Origin of the sequence: Pseudomonas sp. PB106 (genome assembly GCF_009764645.1) — a bacterium.
GTDB lineage: Bacteria > Pseudomonadota > Gammaproteobacteria > Pseudomonadales > Pseudomonadaceae > Aquipseudomonas.
The window spans coordinates 33,552-59,798 of the sequence record NZ_RWIM01000015.1; the positions used below are offsets into that span (position 1 = coordinate 33,552).

Consider the following 26,247-nt stretch of genomic DNA (forward strand, 5'->3'; position numbering starts at 1 on the left):
TTGGGTTCCTGCCGGCGAAACCGATAACAAGATTATTCGCGCAGCCGGTTTATCCCGCGCTGCGTTTTTCGTGCGTGCCAAATCAGAGCCCGCAGGAAACTTGCTTGGAGGGGGAGAACTTTTGCGAAAAGCCCGAGTCTATGTTTGCAAGTCTGGTCGTTTAGTTATGCAAGTCTCCTCCGGGCTTATCGAGGAGTGTTCATGCTAACCCAGGAAGAGGATCAGCAGCTGGTCGAGCGCGTTCAACGCGGCGACAAGCGAGCTTTCGATCTGTTGGTGCTGAAGTATCAGCACAAGATTCTCGGGTTGATCGTGCGTTTCGTGCACGACACCCATGAAGCCCAGGACGTGGCTCAGGAAGCCTTTATCAAGGCGTATCGAGCACTTGGAAACTTTCGCGGCGATAGTGCGTTTTATACGTGGCTGTACCGTATTGCCATTAACACGGCAAAGAACTACCTGGTTTCCCGCGGCCGTCGGCCGCCGGACAGTGATGTAAGTTCAGAAGATGCAGAGTTCTACGACGGCGATCACGGCCTCAAGGATCTCGAATCACCAGAACGTGCACTGCTGCGGGATGAGATCGAAGGCACCGTCCATCGAACCATCCAGCAACTGCCAGAGGATTTGCGTACGGCGTTAACTTTACGTGAATTCGATGGTCTGAGTTACGAGGACATTGCGAGCGTCATGCAGTGTCCGGTGGGTACCGTGCGCTCCCGGATTTTCCGCGCTCGGGAGGCCATCGATAAAGCCCTGCAGCCGTTGTTGCAGGAAAACTGAGACAGCGGCGACAGCCAAGAGAGGAACGCCATGAGTCGTGAAGCCCTGCAGGAATCGCTGTCCGCAGTGATGGATAACGAAGCGGACGAACTGGAATTGCGTCGAGTGCTCAGCGCACTGGATGATGTTGATACCCGTGAGACCTGGGCTCGTTACCAGATCGCTCGGGCAGCCATGCACAAGGATCTGCTGCTGCCACGTCTGGATATCGCTGCGGCAGTATCTGCTGCACTGGAAGACGAAACAGCGCCAGCCAAAGTATCGCGCAGCCCATGGCGTAACCTTGGCCGTCTGGCTGTAGCAGCGTCGGTGACTGTTGCCGTTCTGGCCGGTGTCCGCCTGTACAACCAGGACGAGATCGCTGGTGTTGAACTGGCTCAGCAAACCAACCAGCCTACTTTGGCCACACCACAGGTCAAAGGTCCGGCTGTTCTGGCAGGCTATAGTGAGAGTTCGGAAGCCACTGGCCCTATGGCCAACGGCGTACTGCAAGGTCAACCAGGCTGGCACGATCAGCGTCTGCCAGGTTACTTGCGCCAACATGCTCAACAGGCTGCACTGAAAGGTACTGAAAGCGCGCTGCCATACGCACGTGCAGCAAGCCTGGAAAACCGCTAAGGAGGATCATGCGCGCCATACCTCTACTTTCGCTTCTGCTCAGTGGCTGGTTCATTGTTCCAGCCCACGCCGACGAGGCCCAAGACTGGTTGATCCGTCTGGGCCAGGCCGAGCAGCAGCAAAGCTTTCACGGCACCTTCGTTTACGAGCGTAACGGTAGTTTTTCTACCCACAACATCTGGCATCGTGTCCAGAATGGCGAGGTCCGCGAGCGTTTACTCCAGCTCGACGGTTCGGCACAGGAAGTCGTGCGCATTGATGGGCATACTCAATGCGTCAGTGGCACTCTGATTGCCGGGCTAGGGGATTCTCCCAACTCTGCCGCTCGTCCTCTCGATCCCAAAAAGCTGAAAAATTGGTATGACCTTGCCGTCATTGGCAATTCGCGTGTGGCCGGGCGTGATGCGGTGATCGTATCGCTGACGCCGCGTGATCAGCACCGGTATGGTTTCGAACTGCATTTGGACAAACAGACCGGTCTGCCCTTGAAGTCGTTGCTGTTGAATGACAAAGGGCAGTTGCTCGAACGTTTCCAGTTCACCAGTCTCGATACCGATGAAGTTCCTTCTGACAAGGATCTGCTGGCCGATGCCGACTGCAAGCCCATCACGCTTGATAGTGACAAGGCTTCTGCGGTGAAGACGGCTCAGGTCTGGCATTCGGACTGGCTGCCGCCGGGTTTCGAACTGACCAGCAGCACTTCGCACAAAGACCCGGAAACCAAGACTCAGGTCAACAGCCTGATGTACGACGATGGTTTGGCACGTTTCTCGGTTTTCCTGGAGCCGCTGAACGGGGCAACCGTTACCGATACACGGACGCAGCTGGGTCCGACCGTCGCTGTTTCACGTCGTCTGACCACGCCGCAAGGTGAAATGATGGTGACCGTAGTCGGCGAAATTCCGATCGGTACCGCCGAGCGAATTGCCTTGTCCATGCGCAACAACGATGGCGCTGCAACCAGCAAGCAGTGAGCTGATTTCAGTCATTTCCACCTCTTATTAGAGACGTAGATGAAATGTTTGCTGAGCATTTTCATTTGCAAATCCCCCGAAAATTTTTTATAGGTCAGAGCCTCACGGCTCTGGCCTTGTTTGTTGTTCCCGGAACAAAAATGCCGGTCGGTGGTTTCCGGTGTTCCTTGCTCCATATCGCTTAACCCTGCTCGTCGTAACGGGAGCTGTATGTCGATACCTAGCTTGAAGTCTTATCTCTCCATCTTCGCCACTGTGCTGCTGCTCGGTCAGGCGATTCCTGCTGCGCAAGCAGCCGATCTGCCTGATTTCACCCAACTGGTCGAGCAAGCCTCACCTGCGGTCGTGAACATCAGTACCACGCAGAAGCTGCCGGATCGCAAAGTGAATCAGCAGATGCCTGATCTCGAAGGTTTGCCGCCGATGCTGCGCGAGTTCTTCGAGCGCGGCATGCCGCCTCAACAGCGCTCCCCACGCGGCGATCGTCAGCGTGAAGCGCAATCGCTGGGTTCGGGCTTCATCATTTCCCCGGACGGTTACATCCTCACCAATAACCATGTGATTGCCGATGCCGACGAAATCCTCGTTCGCCTGGCAGATCGCAGTGAAATGAAAGCCAAGCTGATCGGCACTGATCCGCGTTCCGACGTTGCGCTGTTGAAAATCGAAGGCAAGGATCTGCCGGTGCTCAAGCTCGGCAAATCCCAGGACCTGAAAGCCGGCCAGTGGGTCGTCGCGATCGGTTCGCCATTTGGCTTTGATCACACGGTGACTCAAGGCATCGTCAGTGCCGTCGGTCGTAGCCTGCCGAACGAAAACTACGTGCCGTTCATCCAGACCGACGTGCCGATCAATCCGGGCAACTCCGGTGGTCCGCTGTTCAACCTGAACGGTGAAGTGGTCGGCATCAACTCGCAGATATACACCCGTTCCGGTGGCTTCATGGGCGTGTCGTTCGCGATTCCGATCGACGTGGCGATGGACGTATCCAATCAACTGAAGAGCGGCGGCAAAGTCAGCCGTGGCTGGCTGGGCGTGGTGATCCAGGAAGTGAACAAGGATCTGGCCGAGTCGTTTGGTCTGGACAAACCAGCCGGTGCGCTGGTGGCGCAGATTCAGGATGACGGTCCTGCTGCCAAGGGCGGTCTACAAGTCGGCGACGTGATCCTGAGCATGAATGGCCAGCCGATCGTTATGTCTGCTGACCTGCCGCATCTGGTCGGTGCACTCAAGGCTGGCGCCAAAGCCAATCTGGAAGTGATTCGTGAAGGCAAGCGCAAGAACGTCGAACTGACGGTTGGCGCGATCCCGGACGAAGACAAAGAGTTGGATGCACTGCCGAAGTCCGGCGCGGAGAGCACCAGTAATCGCCTCGGTGTTTCGGTGAGCGAGCTGACCGCCGAGCAGAAGAAAACCTACGACCTCAAAGGTGGTGTGGTGATCAAGGAAGTGCAGGACGGTCCGGCAGCACTGATCGGTCTGCAGCCAGGTGATGTGATCACACACCTGAACAACCAGGCCATCGGTTCCACCAAGGAGTTCGGTGAAATCGCCAAGGCGCTGCCGAAGAACCGTTCGGTGTCGATGCGCGTTCTGCGTCAAGGCCGTGCCAGCTTCATCACCTTCAAACTGGCTGAATAATCCAGCGGTAGGGTAAAAAGAAACCGCCTCGAATGAGGCGGTTTTTTATGCCTGAAGCTTTTCCAGCGCCAATAAAAACTTAGCCCATCATGTCCTTGATCATGCGTTCCTGCTCCATCAGTTCACGCTGACGGGCATCGATCCGCGAGGACAGCGGGAAGTTGCTGCCAGCCTTGCGCTTGGCAAAATCGAGCTGCTGAATCGCCTGACGATAATCGCCAACCAGCGCGAAGTATTCGGCACGCGCCTGATGCAGACCGATAATGTTCCCCGACAAGCCACGCGTCTCGGCGACCTGATACCAGACGTCCGGATCATCCGGGCGTGATTTGAGCAAACCTTCCAGCGCCTTCTCGGCATCGGCGGCGCGATTCTGTTTGAGCAACAGATCGACGCGCACCTGATTCAGCGGATAGTTGCCGGGATACTGTGCGAGCATCCGGTCTACCCGCGACTGCGCATCAGGCAGGCGATTATTGGTGATGTCGAGATCGACCTGGGCGAGGTTATAGATGATTTCGTTCGGTGAGGTCGCCAGCAATTGCTTGAGGTTCTCGCGCGCCTCGTTCAACTGTCCGCCCTTGATTTGCGCAATCGCCAGCCCGTAACGCGCCACGTCATTCTTCGGGTTTTCATCCAGTTGTGCACGGAAGCGCTTGGCGCCCAGGCCTGGGGTTTCTTCGTAGATCAGTTGCACACGTGCGCGAATCAGTTGATAGCGCTTGGAGTCTTCGATACCGCCCGGTTTGGCTTGTTCGGCGCGGTTGCGGGTGTCGGCAATACGCGATTCGGTCACCGGGTGAGTCAACAGAAATTCCGGCGGCTTGGCGTCGAAACGATACTGACGCATCAGGCGTTCGAACATCGTCGGCATCGAGCGCGGATCGTATCCGGCCTTTTCCAGATTGAGGATGCCGATGCGGTCGGCTTCCTGTTCGTTTTGGCGGGAGAAGGTTCGTTGTGACTGAATGGCCGCAGCCTGAGTCCCGGCAATGGTCGCGATCCCGGCATCACCGCCACCGGCCGCAGCAATGACGATCCCGGCCAGCAACGCGGCCATCATCGGCACCTGCATGCGCTGCGAAGCCTCTACGCCACGAGCAAAGTGGCGTTGCGACAAGTGAGCCAATTCGTGTGCCAGTACCGAAGCGTATTCGCCCTCAGTTTGTGCGTTGAGGAACAGACCGCCGTTGACCCCAACCACCCCGCCCGGTGCCGCGAAGGCGTTGAGCTGCGGGCTGTTGATCAGGATGAACTCAAGGCGCCGGTCAGTGACCTGGCTGGTTTCGACCAGCTTATAAACGCTGGACTCGACGTAGTCCTTGAGCTGCGGATCATTGAGTTGTGAGACCTGGCTGCGCAACATGGCCAACCAGGCACGACCGAGCTGATATTCCTGTTGCGGCGAGACAATGGCAGAACTGGCGTCGCCAAGTGACGGCAGATCGTCGGCAAAGCCCGGTGAGGCGAGCAGGCAAGCGAGCGTCAGCAGGGTAGGGCGCAGAAAAGTCATGCACAAAGCCTTAGAAGACAAAGACCTTACTGTAGCCGGACACCGGGCTTGCGACCAGATATTCTAGGCAGCTCGATGACCCGAACCGGAGTGACGCAATGACTGACGCTGTAGCCCATGACGTTGAACTGGACGCCAGTGGCCTGAATTGTCCGTTGCCATTGCTCAAGGCAAAAATGGAGCTGAACAAACTCCAAAGCGGCGCGGTACTCAAGGTGATCGCCACGGATGCCGGCTCTCAACGCGACTTCCGCACCTTTGCCAAATTGGCCGGTCATACGCTGCTGCTCGAAGAAGACGAGGCGGGCGTTTACCGTTACTGGTTGAAAAAAGCCTGAGAACTGCAGCGTACAAAACCTAAGGATTATTGATGTTCAAAGTGTTACGCGACTGGATTCAGCGCTACTTCTCCGATGAAGAAGCGGTGGTGCTGGCAGTGCTGCTAATTCTTGCCTTTACCGCCGTTTTAACGCTCGGCGGCATGCTTGCGCCGGTGCTGGCAGGGATGGTGCTGGCCTACCTGATGCAAGGATTAGTCGTCACCCTCGAACGCCTGCGGGTGCCGGGTGGAGCGGCGGTTGGGTTGGTGTTTGCGCTGTTCATGGGCGTGTTGCTGCTGTTTATCGTTGTGGTGCTGCCGTTGCTCTGGCACCAGTTGATCACGCTGTTCAACGAACTGCCGGGCATGCTCGCCAAGTGGCAATCGCTGCTGTTATTGCTGCCGGAGCGTTATCCGCATCTGGTCTCTGACGAGCAAGTGCTGCAAGCCATCGAGGCGGCGCGCGGCGAGATTGGCAAGTTCGGCCAGTGGGCACTGACGTTTTCGCTGTCGAGTCTGCCGCTGCTGGTCAACATCATGATCTATCTGGTGTTGGTGCCGATTCTGGTGTTCTTCTTCCTCAAGGATCGGGCGATGATCGGCCGGTGGGTGCGGGGTTACCTGCCGCGTGAACGTGCGCTAATCACCCGTGTCGCGCAGGAAATGAACCGGCAGATCGCCAATTACATTCGTGGCAAAGTCATCGAAATCGTGATTTGTGGTGGCGTGACCTACATCGCGTTTGTTGCGCTCGGGCTCAACTACGCGGCGTTGCTCGCATTGTTGGTCGGCGTGTCGGTGGTGGTGCCGTATGTCGGGGCTGTGGTGGTGACCGTACCGGTGCTGCTGATTGCACTGTTCCAGTGGGGCTGGAGTGATCAGTTCATCTATCTGATGGCGGTCTACGGGATCATCCAGACACTGGATGGCAACGTGCTGGTGCCGCTGCTGTTCTCGGAGGCAGTCAACCTGCACCCGGTGGCAATCATCTGTGCGGTGCTGTTGTTCGGCGGGTTGTGGGGATTTTGGGGGGTGTTCTTCGCGATCCCGCTGGCGACGCTGTTCAAGGCTGTGCTGGATGCTTGGCCGCGCCAAGAGCCGGCGGTGGCGCCTTTGCTATAGCGATTATATCCGGATGCTCTCGGTGAGGCAGAGGGCCTCATCGCTGGCAAGCCAGCTCCCACAGGGTTTTCGGTGCACACAAACCTTGTGGGAGCTGGCTTGCCAGCGATGGCGTCAGAGAAGACACCAGAGAAACATCAAGCTTTATTCAGATCCTGAGCCGCAGCCAAAACCGCATCCACATGCCCTGGCACCTTCACACCACGCCATTCCTGACGCAGCACACCGTTCTTATCGATCAGGAAAGTGCTGCGATCAACGCCCAGGTATTCCTTGCCGTACAGCTTCTTCAACTTGATCACGTCGAACAGCTGGCAGACGGCTTCGTCCTTGTCGCTGATCAACTCGAACGGAAAGGCTTGCTTGCCCTTGAAGTTCTCATGGGACTTCAGGCTGTCGCGTGAAATGCCGAAGACTTCCGTGTTGGCAGCCTTGAACGCTTCATGTTGATCACGGAAGCCCTGACCCTGAGTCGTGCAGCCCGGGGTGCTGTCCTTCGGATAGAAGTAGATCACCACTTGTTTGCCCTTCAGGGCAGACAGGCTGACGGTCTGTCCGCTGGTGGCAGGGGCTGAGAAATCGGCAACTGGTTGGTCGATGACAACGGCCATGAAAGCTTCCTTACATTGGGTTCTGTGGGCGCCAAGGCTCGATCAGTGCGTCCAGGTTCATCGCGTCGGAGAAGTCGAGGAACTGGTCGCGCAGCCAACTGATCTGGGTGCCGGCCGGCAGGGTCACGGTGAACGTGGCGTTGAGCATGGTGCCGCCGGTCTGTGGTGCCTGATAGGTGTCGCAGGTCAGGTTTTCCAGCTCGACGTTGTGGTCCATGAAGAACTGGCACAGCTCATTGATGATGTCCGGGCGATACGCCGAGCTGACATAAGCCACATAAGGCAGGGCCTGTGGACGATTCTCCAGCGGCGCGCTGCGCACTACGTTGACAGTGAACGCGTGCTTCTTGGAGAGGCTTGGCAGGCTGCCTTCCAGGCGGGCGAGGGCGTCCCAACTGCCGGAGACCTCGAGGATCAGCGCGCTGCACTCGCCGTGGCGGGTCAGGCGGGAAGTGACTACGGCGCAGCGGTTTTCATGGCTGGCGCGGCACAGGACGTTAGTCAGCTCCATGGGGTTGGCGCCGAGGGCACTGATGACAAGGAATTGTTCGCGAACTGTGGGGGTGGACATGCAGCATTCCTAAAGCGATGAGCGGTCGGTAGGTTACGGACGTTGGCCGCCGGGAGTGCCTGTTCTGGCTGTCCGTACAAAGAGACCCGGCAAGCGCTCGCGGCTCGCTCCACTATAGCGGGAGCGCGTCGATGCGACGCAGGAACGGGGTCTGGGAGGCCGAAAAGGGAGGCTGGAACCCGGCGTACAAGCTGATCGGTACCGATCAAAGTCTGAAGGGTAGCGAAAAGCGCGGCCAAGGGGAATGGCGGCGGCGCAGTACTTCGCTTGTGCAAGCATCTTGGCGCCAGTACCATTACCGCTCTCTTTTTCCGGCAGGAGCGGTTTCATGATTGCGGGCAGTATGGTGGCACTGGTCACTCCCATGGATGCACAAGGGCGTCTTGACTGGGACAGCCTCAGCAAAATCGTGGACTTCCATCTCAAGAACGGCACCCATGCCATTGTCGCGGTCGGTACTACCGGCGAGTCGGCAACCCTTGATGTAGAAGAACACATCGCCGTCATCAAAGCCGTGGTCAAACAGGTTGCCGGGCGCATTCCGGTCATCGCCGGCACTGGCGCCAACTCGACCCGAGAAGCCGTCGAGCTGACCCGCAATGCCAAAGAAGCCGGCGCCGATGCCTGCCTGCTGGTGGTTCCGTACTACAACAAGCCGACTCAGGAAGGTCTGTACCAGCACTTCAAGCACATCGCTGAAGCGGTCGACATTCCGCAGATTCTGTACAACGTTCCGGGCCGCACGTCGTGCGACATGCAGGCCGAAACCGTGATTCGCCTGTCCACCGTGCCGAACATCATCGGGATCAAGGAAGCCACCGGCGATCTGAAACGCGCCAAAGCGATCATCGACGGCGTCAGCAAGGACTTCGTCGTGCTGTCCGGCGATGATCCGACCGCTGTCGAGCTGATCCTGCTGGGTGGCAAAGGCAACATCTCCGTGACCGCCAACGTCGCGCCGCGCGAAATGGCCGATCTGTGCGAGGCCGCGCTCAAGGGCGACGCTGACACCGCACGGGCCATCAACGAAAAACTGATGCCGCTGCACAAAGACCTGTTCATCGAAGCCAACCCGATTCCAGTGAAGTGGGCTTTGGTTGAAATGGGCCTGATGCACGAAGGCATCCGCCTGCCACTGACCTGGCTGAGCACACCTTGTCATGAAACGCTGCGTTCGGCCCTGCGCCAATGCAGCGTCCTGGTTTAATTGAGGAAGTACAACGCATGAAGCGAATGGCCGGACTTTCCGCACTTGCCTTGATTATCTCCAGCACCAGTGGCTGCGGATGGGTCTGGGGGCCGGAAGGTTATTTCCGCGACCGTGGTAGTGATTACCTGCAAGCGCAACAGACTGCACCGATGCAACTGCCACCGGAGGTCAGCACGTCCAAGCGTCTGGATCCGCTGTTGCCGATCCCGCGTAACGTTGCTGATGACACCGCTACGGGCGAATACATTGTTCCGCGTCCTCAACCGTTGTCGGCGGTTGCCGATGCCAGCGATTACTCGCTGCAGAAGAGCGGTGATTCGCGTTGGGTAGTTGCCCAGCATCCACCGGCCGAAGTCTGGCCAGTGGCCGTGCAGTTCTTCCAGGACAACGGTTTCCGTCTGGATGAACAGCGCCCGCAAACCGGCGAATTCACCACCACCTGGCAGCATTCCGACGAACTGTCCGCGTCCATGGCCAAGCGCCTGAGCGCAGCCGGTATCGCCAGCGACAGCGAAGCCCGCGTGCGTGTGCGGATCGAGCCGGGCGTGCAGCGCAACACCAGCGAAATCTACGTGGTCAGCGCCGAACGTCCTGCCGGCAGCACTGCCGACGTCGAATTCACCAACCGTTCGGTCAACACTGGCCTGGACGCAGCACTGGTCGACGACATGCTCGCGAGCATGAGCCGGATCTCCGAGAAGGGCGGTTCGGTGTCGATGCTGGCCTCGCGTGATTTCGATACGCCGAGCCGTGTCAGCCTCAGCGAAGACGGCAGCGGCAACCCGGTGTTGAACGTCGGTACCGATCTTGACCGCGCTTGGTCGAGCGTTGGCCGTGCACTGGAACAAGGCGAATGGCGTGTTGAAGACATCAACCGCAGCTTGGGCCTGTACTACATCAACCTGGCCGAAAAAGCCGAGAAGAAAGACGACAAGCCTGGTTTCTTCAGCAGCCTGTTCGGCAGTGCGCCGAGCAAGGAAGAAGTTGAAGCCCGTGCCGAGCGTTATCAGGTTCGCCTGAGCAAGGTTGGCGAGAACATTCAGGTGACCGTCGAGAAAAACATCAACACCGTCGCGCCGGCTGAAGTGGCACGCAAAGTGTTGAGCGTGATTCAGGACAACCTGGGCTGATCAACCATGCGTTTTGCCGTTCTCGGCAGCGGTAGCCAAGGGAACGGCACGCTGATCGCCAGTGCTGATACGTATGTGCTGGTGGATTGTGGTTTTTCCCTGCGGGAAACCGAAAAACGCCTGTTGCGCCTGGGTGTGAACCCGGCGCAATTGAGCGCGATACTCGTAACCCACGAACATGCCGACCACGTGCATGGCGTGGGTTTGCTGTCTCGGCGCTACAATCTACCGGTCTACCTCAGTCGCGGCACACTGCGCGGGATGCGCAAACCGATTGAACCCGCAGGCTTTCTGGCCGGCGGCGAGCAACTGCAGATCGGCGCACTGAACATCGGGGTCATTGCCGTGGCCCACGATGCGCAGGAACCGACCCAGTATGTCTTCAGTGATCACGAACAGCGGCGTTTCGGCCTGCTGACCGACCTGGGTTCCTACTGCGAGCGGGTGCTGGACGGTTATCGGGATCTCGATGCGTTGATGATCGAGTCCAATCATTGTCGTGACATGCTGGCGCGTGGTCATTACCCGTACTTTCTGAAGCAGCGGGTGGGCGGCGAGCTGGGACATTTGAACAACCATCAGGCGGCATTCCTGGTGTCCGAGTTGGGCTGGCAAGGTTTGCAACACCTGGTTCTGGCTCATCTGAGCAGCAAGAACAACATGCCGCAGCTGGCCCGGCAATGTTTTGTCGACACCCTCGGGTGCGACCCGGACTGGCTGCAACTGGCCGATCAAGATTCAGGGCTCGACTGGCGCCACATCGCCTAGCCCACCTACTTAGCAAGCGGAGCCCATCATGGAAAAACGTGAAGAACTCTACCGCGGCAAAGCCAAATCGGTTTACAAGACCGACGACGCTGACCGCTTGATCCTGCTGTTTCGCAACGACACTTCGGCGTTCGACGGCAAGCGCATCGAGCAGCTTGACCGCAAAGGCATGGTCAACAACAAGTTCAACGCCTTCATCATGCAGAAACTCGAAGCGGCCGGCATTCCGACCCAATTCGACAAACTGCTGGCCGACAACGAAGTGCTGGTCAAGAAACTCGACATGATCCCGGTCGAGTGCGTCGTGCGTAACTACGCTGCTGGTAGCTTGGTCAAGCGTCTGGGTGTCGAAGAAGGCTTGAAGCTCAACCCTTACACCTTCGAACTGTTCCTCAAGGACGACGCCAAAGGCGACCCGTTCATCAACGAATCCCATGTCGTGGCATTCGGTTGGGGCACCGCCGAGCAACTGGTTCGCATGAAAGAACTGTCTCTCAAGGTCAACGAAGTCCTGACCAAACTGTTCGACGACGCTGGCCTGCTGCTGGTCGACTTCAAACTTGAATTCGGCGTGTTCAGCGACGGTTCCATCGTCCTGGGCGACGAGTTCAGCCCGGACGGCTGCCGTCTGTGGGACAAGGACACCAAGAAGAAGATGGACAAAGACCGCTTCCGCCAAGGCCTCGGTGACGTCATCGAAGCCTACGAAGAAGTCGCCAATCGTCTGGGCGTACCGCTTTAATCGACGCAAGCATCTGATAGCACGAACAAATTTTCGAAAGAGGGTTTGCTTTCGGTAAAAGTGTTGTTATGATGCGCGCCGTTGGAGAGATGCCAGAGTGGCCGAATGGGACGGATTCGAAATCCGTTGTACCTTCACCGGTACCTAGGGTTCGAATCCCTATCTCTCCGCCATTACATAGAAAAAGCCCCGTAGCTGAGAAGCTACGGGGCTTTTTTGCTTTCAGGCGGAAACGTGTGAGCGTCGTCGTCATTTTTTGGTATTCAGTGCGATAACTCCTTGGATACCGTAGTTGATGTCCGTTCACACCGAGTATAGAAAAGCCCCACAGGCACAAACTTGTGGGGCTTTTGCATTTACTCAGAGTTACATCACCCCGTTCGTCGAGACATTCACTCTATCGGTCAAATCTCCTTAACCGGCGTCTCCCCCTGCACAGCCTTGATCAACTCGATCACATGCAAGCAATCCGCCTTGTTCACGTACGACTCGCCACTGGCGATGGTCTCGTGATTGCCTGCCCTCAGCCTCCAGCGCCATTGCCCTTTGCCTGTGCTCGGGGTGCCTCTGGATTGCCTGTAAATCTCGAAATACATTCAGTTCGCTCCATGCGATTTTTATGTGCGACAGCCTGTGTGGCGCCTCGAAGCAAGCCTAGCGCAGGAGGCTTTTTTGGCTATCGGTCATTTGTATCCAATCGTTGGCAATTGTTTCCGAGAACCGCGAGCTAGAGCGCAGCAATAGGCGTCTGGATTGGCCAATATGACGCCGGCTGACGCTTGCAACACGGGCGACGCTACTGCTTAATACGGGACGGCTCATGGCATCGGAAATAGTTCGATGACCGAACAAACACTATAAAAAGAGCACTCCTTTGACTGAGCACGGATCGCAACAGGCCGGGCAGGTGACGTTATCGCTGGTGGTTCCCGTTTTTAACGAAGAAGACAGCCTCAAAACGTTTCTGCTGCGCATCAATGAAGTCTTTCAGAAGCAAACGCTGATCGATCTTGAGCTGGTATTCGTCAACGACGGCAGCACCGATGCAACGTTGGAGCTTCTGCTTGAGCATCAGCAGCAGGATGCGCGTATGCGCATCGTCGATCTGAGCCGTAATTTCGGTAAGGAAGCGGCGCTGTCCGCCGGTTTGCAGATGGCGACCGGGCAGATCGTCGTGCCGATCGATGCGGATCTGCAGGATCCGCCGGAAGTCATCCTGCAGATGATCGAGCGTTGGCGCGAAGGCTATGAAGTCGTGCTCGGCCACCGCGTCAGCCGCCGCAGCGACACCTGGGCCAAACAGAAGTCGGCCCATTGGTTCTATCGCCTGCACAACAGAATTGCCGAACAGCCTCTGCCGGAAAATGTCGGCGACTTCCGCCTGATGGATCGCTGCGTGGTCGATGCGTTGCTGACCTTGCCCGAGTCTCGGCGTTTCATGAAAGGCCTGTTTGCCTGGGTCGGCTTCCGCACCACTTACGTCGATTACGAGCGCCCCGAGCGTGTGGCCGGGCAGAGCAAATTCAACGGCTGGCGGCTGTGGAACTTCGCTTTGGAAGGCATCACCAGTTTCAGCACGGAACCGCTGCGTGTGTGGACGTATGTGGGCGCGTTGGTCTCGCTGGTGTCTTTTGCCTTTGCGATTTTCATTGTCGTACGCACGTTGATCTCTGGAATCGATCTACCCGGCTATGCCTCATTGATGGTCGCCGTGACGTTTCTCGGAGGTTTGCAATTGATCGGCATCGGAGTACTCGGTGAATACCTGGGCCGTACCTATATTGAAGCGAAACGCCGACCGGTTTTTCTGGTGCGTCGCGTTTACGACCCGAAGGACTGAACATGGATCTCAAGGAAACCGACATCCTCGGCGACAGCATCAACGATCATTGGTATTACTGCTCAAAAGCGGCGGCCACCAAGCGTTTGCTAGGAGATGCACCGATCAGGCGAATTCTCGACGTGGGCGCCGGTTCCGGATTTTTCTCGCACCACCTGCTGACGTATACAGCCGCGCAGGAAGCATGGTGCGTCGATATCAGTTACCCAGCCGACTCCAGCGCGATGACCGCTGGCAAACCGGTGCATTACCGCCGCGACATAGAGGCTCTCGACGCCGATCTGGTGCTGCTGATGGATGTGCTGGAGCATGTTGATGACGACCTCGGTCTGCTCAGGATGTACGTCGACAAGGTGCCGTCCAGCAGCCGCTTTCTGATGACGGTGCCGGCGTTTCAGTTTCTCTGGAGCGGTCACGATGACTTCCTTGAGCACAAGCGCCGCTACACCCTGACGCAATTCGAAACACTGGCCCGCGATGCCGGTCTGACGGTGCAACGCGGCGCTTATTATTTTGGTGCGGTGTTCCCGATCGCAGCGGCGTTACGGTTGTTGCCACAGGGCTCGCAAGCGCATACACCGCGCTCGCAACTCAAACGTCATCACCCACTGGTGAACCGCACACTGAAAACCCTGTGCAGCCTGGAACTGCCGTTGATGGGCATGAACCGACTGGCTGGTTTGAGTGTGTTCGTGCTGGCGCAAAAACCGTGACCTCAACAGAAAAATCAGCGCTGATCCAGCGCGGTTTGCGCTTTGCCGTGACGGGGTTGTTTGTCACGGCTTTGCATGCGCTGGTCGCGGTGCTGTTCATCAACTTCGTCAGCCCGCAGCCGCCTGTTGCCAACGGCGTGGCGTTCGCCGTGGCGACAGTGGTGTCCTATCTGATCAATACCACCTGGAGTTTCTCGGCACGGTTGCGTGGCAGAACCTTGATGCGTTTTCTGCTGGTGTCGGCGTGCGGCTTTCTATTGGCAATGTTTGTCGCCTGGGTGGCGCAGCTGGCCGGGTTGAATTATCTGTTGGGGATTGTTGCGGTGGCACTGACTATCCCGGCCTTCACCTTTGTTTTGCATAATTTCTGGACGTATCGATGAAGGATTCACGGCACCTTCCAGCGATGTCTCTGCTGCCTCTGCTCCTGGGTGTGCTGGCGTTCTTCTACGTGATTGGCCCACAAGCGCTGGATCCGCAGAATATCGCTTGGCTGGAGCAGGGCGATCCGGCCACGCATTACCTGGGTTGGGAGTTTTTCCGACATTCACCTTGGACATTTCCGCTCGGTCTCAATCCGTCTTACGGTCTGGAGCTAGGCAGCTCAATCATTTTTTCCGACTCCAATCCGCTGCTGGCGCTGGTGTTCAAACCGTTCAATGCATGGCTGCCCCAGACTTTTCAGTACTTTGGTTTCTGGTTGCTGGCGTGTTTCATTCTGCAAGCCTGGTTCGCCTGGAAACTGATCGGATTGATGACCCGCAATCCGCTGATCCGCTTATTGGGTTGCGGGTTGCTGGTGTTTTCTCCACCGATGTTTCTGCGCATGGGCGCGCACCTTTCCCTTGCCGGACATTTTCTGATTCTGGCGGCGTTGTATCTGGCTGTGCTGCCGAATTTGTATCGACGCAAGCTGGCGTGGGGGGCGTTGTTGGCGTTGACGGCCACGGTGCACGCTTACCTGCTGGCAATGGTTGCGTTGATCTGGGTGGCGGATCTGCTGGGTAAAACATCCAGCCAGAAACTGACTTGGCGTCAGGCGCTGATTGAGGGGGTGATGCTTTTTGCATTGGTCAGCATGTGTTGCTGGCAGGTTGGTTACTTCGCCATTACGGATGGAGTGAAGTCGGGCGGCTTTGGTGTGTACCGGATGAACCTGTTGTCACCCCTTGATCCCGCGGGATGGTCGTTGATTTTGCCCGACCTGCCAAAAGCTGGCGGTGATTATGAGGGGTTCAACTACCCGGGATTGGGTGTGCTGTTGCTGGTGCCGCTGGCAATATTCGCTTGGTTGAGGGATCGGCAGCCATTGAAGGATGAGTTGCGTGGGCGAGCCTGGTTGATGCTGGCATTGGCCGGGTTATGGCTGTTTGCACTGTCGAACCAGATCGGTGTCGGGGCGCAGACCTTCAGTTATCCGTTGCCGGACTTTGCGCTCAATCTGGCGAGTATTTTTCGCGCATCGGGCCGGATGTTCTGGCCGGTGCTGTATGCGCTGATTCTGCTGGTGATTTTTTTGTTGGTGCGCGGTTTTCGGCCACGGCTTGTCGTCACGTTCCTGCTGGTGGCGCTAGCGGTTCAGATCGTCGACACGCGCAATGGCTGGATGGGCTTGCGTCAAAGCAAAATGCTCACACCTTCATCAGTCTGGGCAAGTCCGATGGTTGACCCGTTCTGGGCGAGTGCGGCGGCACATTATCCCAACATCCGTAGCCTGATGCCCGAGAATCAATCCCCGCGTTGGCAAGTGATTGCCGATTTTGCTGCGACCCATGGTTTGAAAACCGACGCTGTTTATCTGGGGCGCATGAGCACCAAAGCGACAAACCGGGCCCGGCAGAACGCGCAGGACATGCTCGGGTCAGGGCAGTACTACGCCGATTCACTGTACGTAATCGACGATAGTGTATTGGCGGAGGCCGCCAGAAACGTCAACAGTGAAACCGATCTGCTGACCCGGGTCGATGGCCTTGTGGTGTTGGCGCCGGGCTGGAAGCGTTGTGCACAATGCTTGCCCATGCACGATGAAGGGAGACAGATGTCACCGCTTGTGCTGATGCGTCCCGGGCAGACGCTGACGTTCAATTACACGCAGCGGCAACTGGTCAGTGGCTGGTCCATCCCGGAAAACTGGGGGACGTGGTCGCAGGGGCGGCGGGCGCAGATTGACTTGCGTGTGACGCCTCAGGCGCGTTCGATCGTGCTCGAGGTCATGGCGTTTGTGCCGCCCCAACATCCCGCGCAACGCGTCGTGGTCAGCCTGAACGGTGAGCAGGTACTGGTCACTCGTCTGACGCAATTGCACGGCAATCAACTGGAAATCCCGATCAGCGCGTCGATCCGCCGGCACTTGGTCGACGATGATCGGCTGACCCTCGAACTGCAATTGCCCGACGCGATCAGCCCCGAGCAATTGGGCGTCAACGATGATGCGCGGGTCATGGGTGTGGGGCTCAAGCGTCTGTCGGTGAATTGATGCGTCATGGCGATGGACGCCGCCCCCAAGGGCTTTCTACACTGCGGGCAGTCAGGGGATCGGGGAGCAATGGATGAATCGCAATGAACTACGCAAGGCTGACATCAACCTGATGGTGGTGTTCGAGACGTTGATGCTCGAACGCAACGTGACCCGGGCGGCGGAGAAGCTGTTTCTCGGCCAGCCGACCATCAGCTCGGCGCTCAACCGCTTGCGCACCATGCTCAACGATCCGCTGTTCATCCGCGTCGGCCATCGCATGGAGCCGACCGCCCGTGCTGAAGATATCTTCCGCCATCTCAAGCCGGCCCTGGACTCCTTGTCCGTGGCGCTGAGCTTGACCCGCGATTTCGATCCCGCCGTCAGCACCATGACCTTTCGCATCGGTCTGTCCGATGACGTCGAGTTCGGCTTGCTGCCGCCGCTGTTACGCGCCTTGCGCCAGGAAGCGCCGAACGTAGTGTTTGTGGTGCAGCATGTCGATTACTGGCGGATTCCCGATCTGCTCGCCGCTGGTGATATTACTGTCGGCATCAGTCAGACCCGTGGCCTGCCGGCCAATGCCAAACGTAAACTGCTGCGGCACATTCAGCCGAGCATCCTGCGCGCGGATGCGTCCGATACGCCGCTGACCCTCGATGAATATTGCGCACGGCCACACGTACTGGTTTCGCATACGGCGAATGTCAGCGGTTTCGCGGACGAGTGGCTGGCGGAGTTGGGGCGCACCCGCCAAGTGGTGCTGTCGGTGCCGCAATACAGTGCCTTGCCCGCATTGCTGGCCGGCACCGACCTGATCGCCAGCCTGCCGGACTACACTGCGGCGGCCATGGCGACTTCCGGGTTGCTGTTCAAGGAACCGTTTCCGTTCAAGACGCCGACGCTGGACCTGTCGATGGTCTGGCTCAGCCATGTCGATAGCGATCCGGCCGAGCGTTGGTTGCGTTCAAGGCTGGAAGCTTTCATGAGTGAGCGGCCGGTGATCCCGTCCTGATCAACACCGCATCTGTAGGAGCTGCGGCACGCTGCGATCTTTTGATCTTTGAATCTCAGGATCAAAAGATCGCAGCCTCGTTTCACTCGACAGCTCCTACAGGGAAAAATGCGCTGAGCTGCTTGTGGTATATGTACGAACTTCCCACTGACTGACTGGAGCCTCCCGATGCCACACCTGCACATGGAATACACCGCCAACCTGCCGCAGTTGAACGCCGATGTCGCGTTGATCCGGCTCAACAATACGTTGGTGGGATCCGGTCAGTTTGCAGCGGAGTTCGATATCAAAAGCCGCGCGGTCAAGGTCGAGACCTTCAAGGTCGGCACCGCCATGAGCGAGCGCGCCTTCATTTACGTGAAGCTGGCGCTGCTCAGCGGGCGTTCGCCGGAGATCAAGAAGCAGCTGTCGCAAAGCTTGCTGGCGGTGTTGCAGGATGTCTGCGAATGGCCGGCCGGCGTCGAAGTGCAGTTGTGTGTCGAACTGGTCGACATTGATCGCGAGTCCTACAGCAAGGCCGCTATCAGCGTGTAGGACTCAGGCGTCTTGCAGTTCGCTGCAGACCTTGATCACTTGCTCGCGCAGCCAGACGTTGGCGCTGTCCTGATCGGCGTTCTGGCTCCATTGCATGTCGAGGGTGAACCCCGGCAAGCCGTTCGGCGCCTCACAGTGATTAAACACCGCTTCGTTGGTCAGTAAGCGCTGGATGCGCCGGGGCAGGGTGAGGATGAAGTCGGTGCCGGTGATCATTTTCAACGCCGCGCTGTAGCTGTTCGAGCGCGCGACGATCTGGCGCTTCCGCGCCTGTCGTGCCAGCCAGCCATCGACCATATTGGTGCTGGATGTCCATGGTGTCGGGAACACATGTCGGCGTTCGGTGAACGCCTGCAGGCTCAGACGCGGCTCCAGCGGCGTGGCGCGCTTGTCGAACACACAGACCAGATCGTCCTCAAGCAGCATGCGTGACTTGAGATCGGTGTGGCTACGATGGAAGTTGGGCCCGAAGCTGATCACCAGATCAAGGCTGCCATCGCGCAACTCATCGGCCGGTACGTCGGTTTCAAACTTGTGCATGTTGACCATCACCGGCAAATCGTCGAAGTCGAAACGCTTCAACAGACGCGGCAAGATCAATTGCTCGAAGTATTCCGGCGCACAGATATTGAACGTGACAGCTTGTTGCGTCGGATCGAAGGCCGGCGCGCCGGCGTGGCACAAGTTGATGCTCTCGAGGATTTTCTGCACATGGCCATACATGCTGCTGGCCTTGTAGGTGGGACGCATGCCGGTGCGCGTATTGATGAACAACTCGTCTTCAAAACTGGTGCGCAGTTTTTTCAGGCAGTAACTGACGGTCGACTGGCTGACAAACAGCGTTTCTGAAACATCGGTGACGCTGCTTTGTTCATACACGGCGATAAACACCATGAGGTCCTGCATATCGAGCTTTCGAAGCAAGTTACTGTTCAGCATCCGTTCTGTCTCGCTGTGCTCCTTGCGCTGAATCCGCGCAAACGTGTGCGAACGATCCTAACGGAACGATGGTGCCAGGAGAAAGCCCTGTAGGGCATTTCACGGACAGTTGTGGGACAGAAAGTTTTAGCAACACGACGTCGCCTGATAAAGCGCTAAAACATGGCCAGAGGCCTCTAGTCAGGTGAGCCGAAGTGTCGTGCGTAATGCCCGGGATCGAAGCGCCAGACCATCAGCACCATGATCACCATCACCGCCGTCAATGACCACCACGCCCATTCGAAGCTGCCCAGGCGGTCTCGGATCAACCCGGCCAGAAGCGGCGACAGGCCGGCGATCAGATAGCCGATACCTTGTACGAACGCGGTCAGGCCGCCAGCGTGCTGCGGGTTGTCGAGGTGGTCCAGCGAAACGATCAGGCTCATCGGAAACAGCCCGCCGATGCCCAGACCCAACAAGCACGGCCAGAGCAGGCTGAGGTGCTGCGGGCTCAGAATCAGCCCGCAGAAACCAGCGATGATCAGGCCAATTAGCACCGTCAGTACGGAGCGCCGGTCGCGGCTGCGATTGGCGATGGCGGGCACCACCAGGCCGGAAATCACTTCCATGGCTGTCAGAAAACCTAACACCAGCCCGGCATCTTGTTCGCTCCAGCCTTTTTCCACGTAGTACGGCGCGAGCCAAGCGAGCACACAGGTGTAGGACGCCGTGCCCAGACCGAAGAAGATCGCGAGTAACCAGGCGCGGGAATTGTTGAAGAACGAATCTTTCCTTCGCGCTGTTGCAGCAGTCGCTGACAGACTGCGGCGCTGCGACCACCAGAACACCAGCGCAGGCAACGCGAGCACCGCCCAGATGGCCAGACCGCTGCGCCAACTCCCGGTGCGCACCATCACCATCGGTGCGAACGAGGCGGCAAGCGCTGCGCCGCCCATGATCGACGTGACATACAGCCCCATGCAGAGCGCCGTGTGGTTGGGGAAGCGTGATTTGATCAGCGCAGGCATCAACGCCTGAATCAGCGCTATGCCGATCCCGGCCAGCACTGCGCTGACAATCAACTCGGCGGCAGCGTCGATGAACAGCCGCGATAACGTCGCCAATCCAATCACCAGCAGCGATAGCATGACCGTGCGCTGTTCACCCAGTCGCCGACTGATGCCGATGCCGAAAAACATCGCCAGTCCCATGGCCATCACCGGCAGCATCGTCAGCAGTGACGCGAGACTGAAACTCAAGGGGATATCGTCGCGAATCGCCGACAGCAGCGGCCCGACTGCCGCCATCGAAGGGCGCAGGTTGAGTGCGACCAGAACGATGGCAAGCATCAGCCAGACGGCAGGGCGGGCGGTGGCACGGGAGTTTCTCATCTTCAGACCTTTGGGCGAGGGGCTGGAGATTAGGCGCGGATCTACTTGGGGCGGGCAAACCAGAAAATCCCGAGCAGTATTTAAAAACTCGATATCACTCAATCTCTGTGGGAGCGAGCTTGCTCGCGAATGCGGCGTATCAGCCAGCGCAAATATTGACTGACCTGACGGCTTCGCGAGCAAGCTCACTCTCACAGGTTGTAGTCAGAGGTCAAAGTCTGAATAAAAGCTGAACCGTTCTCAAATACTTCGCAAGTTTCACGGCATTCCCGCAAACCAACTAATCGTTGGCGTCTTTTTCACAAAAAATTGATGGTTGCCTGCCTAAAGTTTGTCATGCCTTAGTTAATGAATTTTTCACAAACGACATTTTCATAATTGCCCAAGGTTGTTCTCTCAGGAATTGCCCTTCTCTATGTTGAAGTTAAAAGCCGTGCGCCCGGAATGGGTGACGTTGATTGCCAGTGCCTTTCTTTTGACCGGCTTCAATGTCGTGCTCTGGCAGCACCTGTTCGACATCACCGCGGCCGATGGCAACGGCATCGCCATGCGCGTGGCTTTCGGGGCGATGATCTTTGCAGCCTTCAACATGGTGCTGACATTTTTGGCGTTCCGTCCGCTGCTTAAACCGGTCTTGATGCTGATCTTCATGATCAGCGCTGGCGTGGCTTATTTTATGAGCCAATATGGCGTGATGATTGATGCGGGCATGTTCCGTAACTTTGCCGAAACCAATGCGACGGAAGTCCGCGATCTGCTGTCGTTAAAGTTGTTTGCTTATATTTTGGTTCTGGGTGTTGTGCCGTCGTTGTTACTCTGGAAAGTGCCAGTCAATTATCGCCGCTGGCATCGCGAGTTGTTCAGTAAAGTTATCGTGAGTGTGGCGTCGGCAGCGGTGATTGGTGGTGTGGCGTTGGCCAACTATCAGGGCCTGTCTTCATTGTTTCGCAATCACCATGAAATCCGTTTGATGTTGGTGCCGAGCAATTACATCGGCGCCTCGGTCGGTTACCTGCGTGAGCAGGTGGTCTCGGCCCAGCAACCCTTCATCAAGATCGGTGAAGACGCACAGCGCAATGCCGATGTGAAACTTCAGCCGCGTAAATCCCTGACGGTATTGGTGGTGGGCGAAAGTGCCCGTGCCGAGAACTTCGGGATCCTCGGTTACGACCGCGATACCACGCCGCAACTCGACAAGGAAGCCGGGCTGATCGCCTTTACCGATGTGCACTCCTGCGGCACTGAAACCGCTGTGTCAGTGCCGTGCATGTTCTCCAACATGGGTCGCAAGGATTACGACGCCAGCAAGGCGAAGAACGAAGAAGGTCTGCTGGATGTACTCAAACGTGCGGGTATTGAAGTGATCTGGCGCGACAACCAGTCCGGCTGCAAAGGCACTTGCGATCGCGTCACCGTGCAGGATGTCAGCAACTTGAAAGACCCGGCACTGTGCGCCAACAGCGAATGCCGCGACGAAATCCTCTTGCAAGGTTTGCAGAGCTTTATCGATCACCTGGACAAAGACACCGTGCTGGTTCTGCACCAGATGGGCAGTCACGGCCCGGAGTACTTCAAGCGTTATCCAAAAGAATACGAACACTTCACGCCGGTCTGTGAAAGTAACGCCCTGAACAATTGCAGTCGCGAAAGTATCGTCAATGGCTACGACAACACGTTGGTCTACACCGACCATGTGTTGTCGAGCCTGATCGATGTCTTGCGCACTAATCAGGACAAAGTCGATACCGCCATGCTGTACCTGTCGGATCACGGGGAATCCCTGGGCGAGTACAACCTGTTCCTGCACGGCACGCCTTACATGATGGCGCCAGAACAACAAAAGCATGTGGCGATGCTGGCGTGGTTCTCTGACAACTATCAAAAGGCTTACTCGGTCGACACTCATTGCCTGCAAATGAGCCGTGACAAACCGTTGAGTCAGGACAACCTGTTTCACTCGATGCTTGGTCTGCTGGAGGTCAAAAGTTCGGTGTATCAACCGGATCTGGACCTGTTTGCCGGTTGCCGAGGGGCGGTGATCGACGGCGTGCTGGCCAAGGACTGACCGTCACCCTTCGGCAGCTCCTACACATGACAGGCCTGTCTGTTTCTGCTGTCAGACTATTCTTTCTCTCTGGCAGGACATTTCGTTACAGCTCTTGCCCTTCGCAGGCGCGTAAATCGCCGGTGGCGATATATACTGCGCGCCATTCTTCAAGGGAGAGCCGTGTGGCCATCGATATTCACTGGATTCGCGACAACGAAAGCCTCGCGCAGTTTTGCGCCGAGTGGCAGCAACTGCCGTTCGTTGCCCTCGACACCGAATTCATGCGGGTCGACACCTTCTACCCGATTGCCGGCCTGTTGCAGGTGGGCGACGGCAAACGCGCCTACCTGATTGATCCGCTGACCATCAACGCCTGGCAGCCATTGGCCGCGTTGCTGGAAAACCCGGCGGTGCTCAAAGTCCTGCACGCCTGCAGCGAAGACCTCGAAGTGTTGTTGCGCCTCACCGGCAGCCTGCCGGCGCCGCTGTTTGACACGCAACTGGCGGCCGCCTACCTCAACCTCGGTTTCTCGATGGGCTATTCGCGGCTGGTACAGAATGTACTCGGCATCGAATTGCCGAAGGGTGAAACCCGTTCCGACTGGTTGCAGCGACCGTTATCAGAGACGCAAATCAGCTACGCCGCTGAAGATGCCGTGCATTTGGCGGAAGTGTTCGTACAGCTGCGTCCGAAACTGTCCGACGACAAATTCGCCTGGGTGCTGGAGGACGGCGCCGAACTGGTCGCCAACCTGCGCCGCGAAACCGATCCGTACGAGGTTTACCGCGAGGCCAAACTGGCGTGGAAACTCTCCCGTGCGCAACTCGCCGTCCTGCGTGAACTGTGCGCCTGGCGTGAAACGCAAGCACGCGCCCGTGATCTGCCGCGCAACCGCATCGTCCGCGAGCATTCGCTGTGGCCGTTGGCGCGCACGCAACCGGACAACATTGCTGCACTGGGCAAAATCGAAGACATGCACCCGCGTACCGTGCGTCAGGACGGCCAGTTTTTGCTTGATCTGATCAAGCGCTCTGGCAGTGTGGGGCCTGATCAATGGCCGCCTGCCGTGCCGGAGCCGCTGCCGATCGAAGCCGCCACGTTGATCAAACAACTGCGCGCCCTCGGTCAGGCCGAAGCTGAGCGCCTGGACATCGCGCCGGAGCTGATGCTGCGCAAGAAAACCCTCGAAGCCCTGGTCAAAAGCGGCTACCCCGAGGGTCCTTACCAATTGCCTGAGTCGTTGCGTGGCTGGCGCCGCGAACTCATGGGTCAGAAGCTGCTCGACAGCCTGACCACCGCCGGAGAACAGCCTTGAAACGTATTTGCTCCATCTACCAAAGCTCCAAGCGCAGCGGCATGTACCTTTACGTGCTCAAAAGTGATGCGCTGGAACGCGTGCCGGAAGCGCTGATGCTGGCCTTCGGCAAACCGAAGCATTCGTTCGATCTGGTGCTCTCGCCCGAGCGCAAACTGGCCAGCGAAGACATCGTCCTGGTGCTGGAAAACCTCGACAAGCAGGGTTATCACCTGCAAATGCCGCCGGCCGAGGACGAGTACATCGAGCACCTGCCGGAAGAGTTGTTGCGACGCAACGATCCGGTCTGATCTGCGAGGCCCTGTTCTGGGCCTTGGTTAACCCAGGAACTGTTTTTACCGCGATGGCCGCCCTGAATCCGGCGGCCTTCTGCACGGTTTGCGAAAGGTTTGAAGATGCGCGTTCTGATTGCCGAACATGACCACGCGATATACGCCCGACTGCTGCGTCAGGCAGCGCCGGAGCTCGAAGTGCTGACCAGTGGCGACTCTGCCGAACTGGCCCGACAGGCGACTGATTGCCCGGTATGGCTGGGGCAACCGGATCTGCTGGCGACCCTGCTGCGTCAGGGCCATCAACCGCAATGGCTGCAATCGACCTGGGCCGGCATCACGCCGCTGCTCGCCGATGGTTTGCGTCGCGATTACCGCTTGACCCGCGCGGTGGGGATCTTCGGCCAGGTCATGGCTGAATACGTCCTCACTTACATCCTCGGCCACGAGCGCGAAGTGTTGGCGCGGCTGGTCAGCCAGGTCGAGCGCAAATGGGATAACCGCACCGGCCAGAGCCTGGTCGGGCGCAAGGTGTTGATCGTCGGCACCGGTGACATTGGCCAGAGCGTGGCGCAGTTCCTGCGACCGTTCGGTGTCGAGTTGTACGGCATCGCCAGCAGTGCCCGCGAGCAAGCGCCGTTTGTCGAGGTCGGTGCGATGGCGGATCTTCCGCGACTGGTCGGCGAGGTGGATTACGTGGTCAATCTGCTGCCTAACACTGAGCACACCCACGATATCTACGACGCGGCGCTGTTCAAGCAATTCAAGCCGACCGGGTTGTTCATCAACGCCGGGCGCGGTGTCGCAGTGGTTGATGCGGATCTGGTCGAGGCGCTGAAGGAAGGGCATCTGGCGGGGGCGGTGATCGACGTTTGCCGTCAGGAACCGTTGCCGCAACGTCACCCGTTCTGGACGGCGTGGGGCTTGCTGCTGACCGGGCACAGCTCGGCGCCGACGTCACCGGCGTTGATGGTGCAGCTGTTTGTCGAGAACCTGAAGGCGTATCAGGCGGGTGAAGCGTTGCGCGGGGAAGTGGATTTCAACCGCGGCTATTGAGTTGACATCAAAAGATCGCAGCCTTCGGCAGCTCCTACAGGTGTACATATTCCCCTTCAGGAGCTGCCGCAGGCTGCGATCTTTTGCTTTTAGAGGGTGAAATCGCCTTCAGCCGCCAGTTCGCTCAGCGGACGGCGCGGGCTCGGTTCTTCGCGGGCTTGCAGGTATTCAGCCAGGGTCGCCTTGTCGCCCAGCTTGCCGACAGCGACGGCAGCATGCAGCGCATAACCTTCAGGAATGTTCAGCTCCTTGCGGGTCAGTTCCTGGTCGAACCCGGCCATGCCGTGGGTGTGCCAGCCACTGATGCTCGCTTGCAGCGCCAGATGACCCCAAGCCGAACCGGTGTCGAAGGTGTGCCACAGCGCCGGGGTTTCTTCAGTGGCGCCCGGTGCGGTGAAGCTGGTTTTCGACATCACGATCACCAGCGCCGACGCATGTTGCGCCCAACTGCGGTTGAATTCATTGAGCAGACCCAGGTAACGCTCCCAGTTCGGCGTATCGCGACGTGCGTAAAGGAAACGCCATGGCTGCGAGTTGTACGCCGACGGTGCCCAACGCGCTGCTTCGAAGAAACTCAGCAGGGTTTCTTCGGGGATCGCTTCACCGGTGAAGGCGCGTGGCGACCAGCGGTCGGTGAACTGCGGGTGAATAGCGTAATCGGCAACGCGTGGATTGGCACTCATCGAGA

27 protein-coding genes and 1 tRNA gene are annotated in these 26,247 nt (G+C 58.0%); 21 read left to right on the top strand and 7 right to left on the bottom strand.

Features of this window, described 5'->3' with window-relative positions:
• Nucleotides 1–201 precede the first annotated feature (201 nt).
• From rpoE to EJA71_RS02445, 4 genes are all read left to right on the top strand, one after another.
• Nucleotides 202–783, top strand: a complete 582-nt coding sequence (rpoE, locus tag EJA71_RS02430; RefSeq protein WP_003172477.1) for an RNA polymerase sigma factor RpoE — start codon at nt 202–204, stop codon at nt 781–783.
• A gap of 30 nt (nt 784–813) precedes the next feature.
• Nucleotides 814–1,401, top strand: a complete 588-nt coding sequence (locus EJA71_RS02435) for a sigma-E factor negative regulatory protein (RefSeq protein WP_122591684.1) — start codon at nt 814–816, stop codon at nt 1,399–1,401.
• Nucleotides 1,402–1,409: 8 nt separating this feature from the next.
• Nucleotides 1,410–2,375: a MucB/RseB C-terminal domain-containing protein gene (locus tag EJA71_RS02440; protein ID WP_158953995.1), complete on the top strand. Its 966-nt coding sequence runs from the start codon at nt 1,410–1,412 to the stop codon at nt 2,373–2,375.
• Nucleotides 2,376–2,585: 210 nt separating this feature from the next.
• Entirely contained in the window at nt 2,586–4,016 is a 1,431-nt protein-coding gene (locus EJA71_RS02445; protein WP_158953997.1) for a DegQ family serine endoprotease, read from the top strand.
• 79 nt (nt 4,017–4,095) lie between these two features.
• Here EJA71_RS02445 and EJA71_RS02450 read toward each other — a convergent pair whose 3' ends face one another.
• A complete protein-coding gene (locus EJA71_RS02450) occupies nt 4,096–5,529 on the bottom strand; it encodes a M48 family metalloprotease (protein ID WP_158953999.1) in 1,434 nt (477 codons plus the stop codon).
• A gap of 98 nt (nt 5,530–5,627) precedes the next feature.
• Here EJA71_RS02450 and EJA71_RS02455 point away from each other — a divergent pair, with 98 nt between their 5' ends.
• Both EJA71_RS02455 and EJA71_RS02460 read left to right on the top strand, forming a co-directional pair.
• Nucleotides 5,628–5,867 (top strand): sulfurtransferase TusA family protein, encoded by a 240-nt coding sequence (locus EJA71_RS02455; protein WP_158954001.1) that lies wholly within the window; start codon nt 5,628–5,630, stop codon nt 5,865–5,867.
• 32 nt (nt 5,868–5,899) lie between these two features.
• On the top strand, nt 5,900–6,970 hold the full coding sequence (locus EJA71_RS02460) for an AI-2E family transporter (protein ID WP_158954003.1): 1,071 nt from the start codon (nt 5,900–5,902) through the stop codon (nt 6,968–6,970).
• Nucleotides 6,971–7,107: 137 nt separating this feature from the next.
• Here the strand turns inward: EJA71_RS02460 and EJA71_RS02465 are convergent, their stop codons facing one another.
• Both EJA71_RS02465 and EJA71_RS02470 read right to left on the bottom strand, forming a co-directional pair.
• Complete coding sequence (locus EJA71_RS02465; protein WP_158954005.1) at nt 7,108–7,581, bottom strand: peroxiredoxin; 474 nt, start codon at nt 7,579–7,581, stop codon at nt 7,108–7,110.
• Nucleotides 7,582–7,591: 10 nt separating this feature from the next.
• Nucleotides 7,592–8,152 (bottom strand): glycine cleavage system protein R, encoded by a 561-nt coding sequence (locus EJA71_RS02470; RefSeq protein ID WP_008077813.1) that lies wholly within the window; start codon nt 8,150–8,152, stop codon nt 7,592–7,594.
• Nucleotides 8,153–8,480: 328 nt separating this feature from the next.
• Here EJA71_RS02470 and dapA point away from each other — a divergent pair, with 328 nt between their 5' ends.
• The 5 genes from dapA to EJA71_RS02495 all read left to right on the top strand — a co-directional run bounded on the left by dapA (nt 8,481) and on the right by EJA71_RS02495 (nt 12,175).
• Nucleotides 8,481–9,359: a 4-hydroxy-tetrahydrodipicolinate synthase gene (gene dapA, locus EJA71_RS02475; protein ID WP_158954007.1), complete on the top strand. Its 879-nt coding sequence runs from the start codon at nt 8,481–8,483 to the stop codon at nt 9,357–9,359.
• Between the two features lie 17 nt (nt 9,360–9,376).
• The gene (gene bamC / locus EJA71_RS02480) at nt 9,377–10,492 is read left to right on the top strand and encodes an outer membrane protein assembly factor BamC (protein ID WP_158954009.1); all 1,116 of its coding nucleotides are present in this window, start codon (nt 9,377–9,379) and stop codon (nt 10,490–10,492) included.
• A 6-nt stretch (nt 10,493–10,498) separates the two neighbouring features.
• Nucleotides 10,499–11,260 (top strand): MBL fold metallo-hydrolase, encoded by a 762-nt coding sequence (locus EJA71_RS02485; protein ID WP_129390454.1) that lies wholly within the window; start codon nt 10,499–10,501, stop codon nt 11,258–11,260.
• Nucleotides 11,261–11,288: 28 nt separating this feature from the next.
• Complete coding sequence (gene purC / locus EJA71_RS02490; RefSeq protein ID WP_008077821.1) at nt 11,289–12,002, top strand: phosphoribosylaminoimidazolesuccinocarboxamide synthase; 714 nt, start codon at nt 11,289–11,291, stop codon at nt 12,000–12,002.
• An 83-nt stretch (nt 12,003–12,085) separates the two neighbouring features.
• Nucleotides 12,086–12,175 (top strand) — tRNA-Ser (locus EJA71_RS02495).
• 231 nt (nt 12,176–12,406) lie between these two features.
• Here the strand turns inward: EJA71_RS02495 and EJA71_RS02500 are convergent.
• Nucleotides 12,407–12,598 carry a DUF1508 domain-containing protein gene (locus EJA71_RS02500; RefSeq protein WP_064119674.1) on the bottom strand — a complete coding sequence of 64 codons (192 nt, stop codon included), beginning with the start codon at nt 12,596–12,598 and terminating at the stop codon, nt 12,407–12,409.
• A 278-nt stretch (nt 12,599–12,876) separates the two neighbouring features.
• Here EJA71_RS02500 and EJA71_RS02505 point away from each other — a divergent pair, with 278 nt between their 5' ends.
• The 6 genes from EJA71_RS02505 to EJA71_RS02530 all read left to right on the top strand — a co-directional run bounded on the left by EJA71_RS02505 (nt 12,877) and on the right by EJA71_RS02530 (nt 18,559).
• A complete protein-coding gene (locus EJA71_RS02505; protein ID WP_158954011.1) occupies nt 12,877–13,842 on the top strand; it encodes a glycosyltransferase family 2 protein in 966 nt (321 codons plus the stop codon).
• Nucleotides 13,843–13,844: 2 nt separating this feature from the next.
• Complete coding sequence (locus tag EJA71_RS02510) at nt 13,845–14,555, top strand: bifunctional 2-polyprenyl-6-hydroxyphenol methylase/3-demethylubiquinol 3-O-methyltransferase UbiG (protein ID WP_158954012.1); 711 nt, start codon at nt 13,845–13,847, stop codon at nt 14,553–14,555.
• Nucleotides 14,552–14,938, top strand: coding sequence for a GtrA family protein (locus EJA71_RS02515; protein WP_158954014.1), 387 nt, complete (start codon nt 14,552–14,554; stop codon nt 14,936–14,938). The genes EJA71_RS02510 and EJA71_RS02515 overlap by 4 nt, the downstream gene beginning before the upstream one ends.
• Nucleotides 14,935–17,031, top strand: a complete 2,097-nt coding sequence (locus tag EJA71_RS02520) for a DUF6311 domain-containing protein (protein WP_158954016.1) — start codon at nt 14,935–14,937, stop codon at nt 17,029–17,031. The genes EJA71_RS02515 and EJA71_RS02520 overlap by 4 nt, the downstream gene beginning before the upstream one ends.
• Before the next feature lie 73 nt (nt 17,032–17,104).
• Nucleotides 17,105–18,025 (top strand): LysR substrate-binding domain-containing protein, encoded by a 921-nt coding sequence (locus tag EJA71_RS02525; protein WP_158954018.1) that lies wholly within the window; start codon nt 17,105–17,107, stop codon nt 18,023–18,025.
• 168 nt (nt 18,026–18,193) lie between these two features.
• Nucleotides 18,194–18,559, top strand: coding sequence for a 5-carboxymethyl-2-hydroxymuconate Delta-isomerase (locus EJA71_RS02530; RefSeq protein ID WP_158954020.1), 366 nt, complete (start codon nt 18,194–18,196; stop codon nt 18,557–18,559).
• 3 nt (nt 18,560–18,562) lie between these two features.
• On the opposite strand, the gene EJA71_RS02535 is transcribed toward EJA71_RS02530, so the two are convergent.
• A complete protein-coding gene (locus tag EJA71_RS02535; protein WP_158954022.1) occupies nt 18,563–19,498 on the bottom strand; it encodes a LysR family transcriptional regulator in 936 nt (311 codons plus the stop codon).
• A gap of 176 nt (nt 19,499–19,674) precedes the next feature.
• Complete coding sequence (locus EJA71_RS02540; RefSeq protein ID WP_158954024.1) at nt 19,675–20,868, bottom strand: cyanate transporter; 1,194 nt, start codon at nt 20,866–20,868, stop codon at nt 19,675–19,677.
• A gap of 415 nt (nt 20,869–21,283) precedes the next feature.
• On the opposite strand from EJA71_RS02540, the gene EJA71_RS02545 reads away from it, so the two are divergent.
• The 4 genes from EJA71_RS02545 to EJA71_RS02560 all read left to right on the top strand — a co-directional run bounded on the left by EJA71_RS02545 (nt 21,284) and on the right by EJA71_RS02560 (nt 25,559).
• Nucleotides 21,284–22,933 (top strand): phosphoethanolamine transferase, encoded by a 1,650-nt coding sequence (locus EJA71_RS02545; RefSeq protein WP_158954026.1) that lies wholly within the window; start codon nt 21,284–21,286, stop codon nt 22,931–22,933.
• A gap of 164 nt (nt 22,934–23,097) precedes the next feature.
• Nucleotides 23,098–24,231, top strand: coding sequence for a ribonuclease D (gene rnd, locus EJA71_RS02550; RefSeq protein WP_158954028.1), 1,134 nt, complete (start codon nt 23,098–23,100; stop codon nt 24,229–24,231).
• Nucleotides 24,228–24,521 (top strand): YcgL domain-containing protein, encoded by a 294-nt coding sequence (locus EJA71_RS02555; protein ID WP_158954030.1) that lies wholly within the window; start codon nt 24,228–24,230, stop codon nt 24,519–24,521. Before rnd ends, EJA71_RS02555 begins: the two co-directional genes overlap by 4 nt.
• A gap of 105 nt (nt 24,522–24,626) precedes the next feature.
• On the top strand, nt 24,627–25,559 hold the full coding sequence (locus tag EJA71_RS02560; RefSeq protein WP_158954032.1) for a D-2-hydroxyacid dehydrogenase: 933 nt from the start codon (nt 24,627–24,629) through the stop codon (nt 25,557–25,559).
• A gap of 89 nt (nt 25,560–25,648) precedes the next feature.
• Here EJA71_RS02560 and EJA71_RS02565 read toward each other — a convergent pair whose 3' ends face one another.
• Nucleotides 25,649–26,242, bottom strand: a complete 594-nt coding sequence (locus EJA71_RS02565) for a nitroreductase family protein (protein WP_158954034.1) — start codon at nt 26,240–26,242, stop codon at nt 25,649–25,651.
• Between the last annotated feature and the right edge of the window lie 5 nt (nt 26,243–26,247).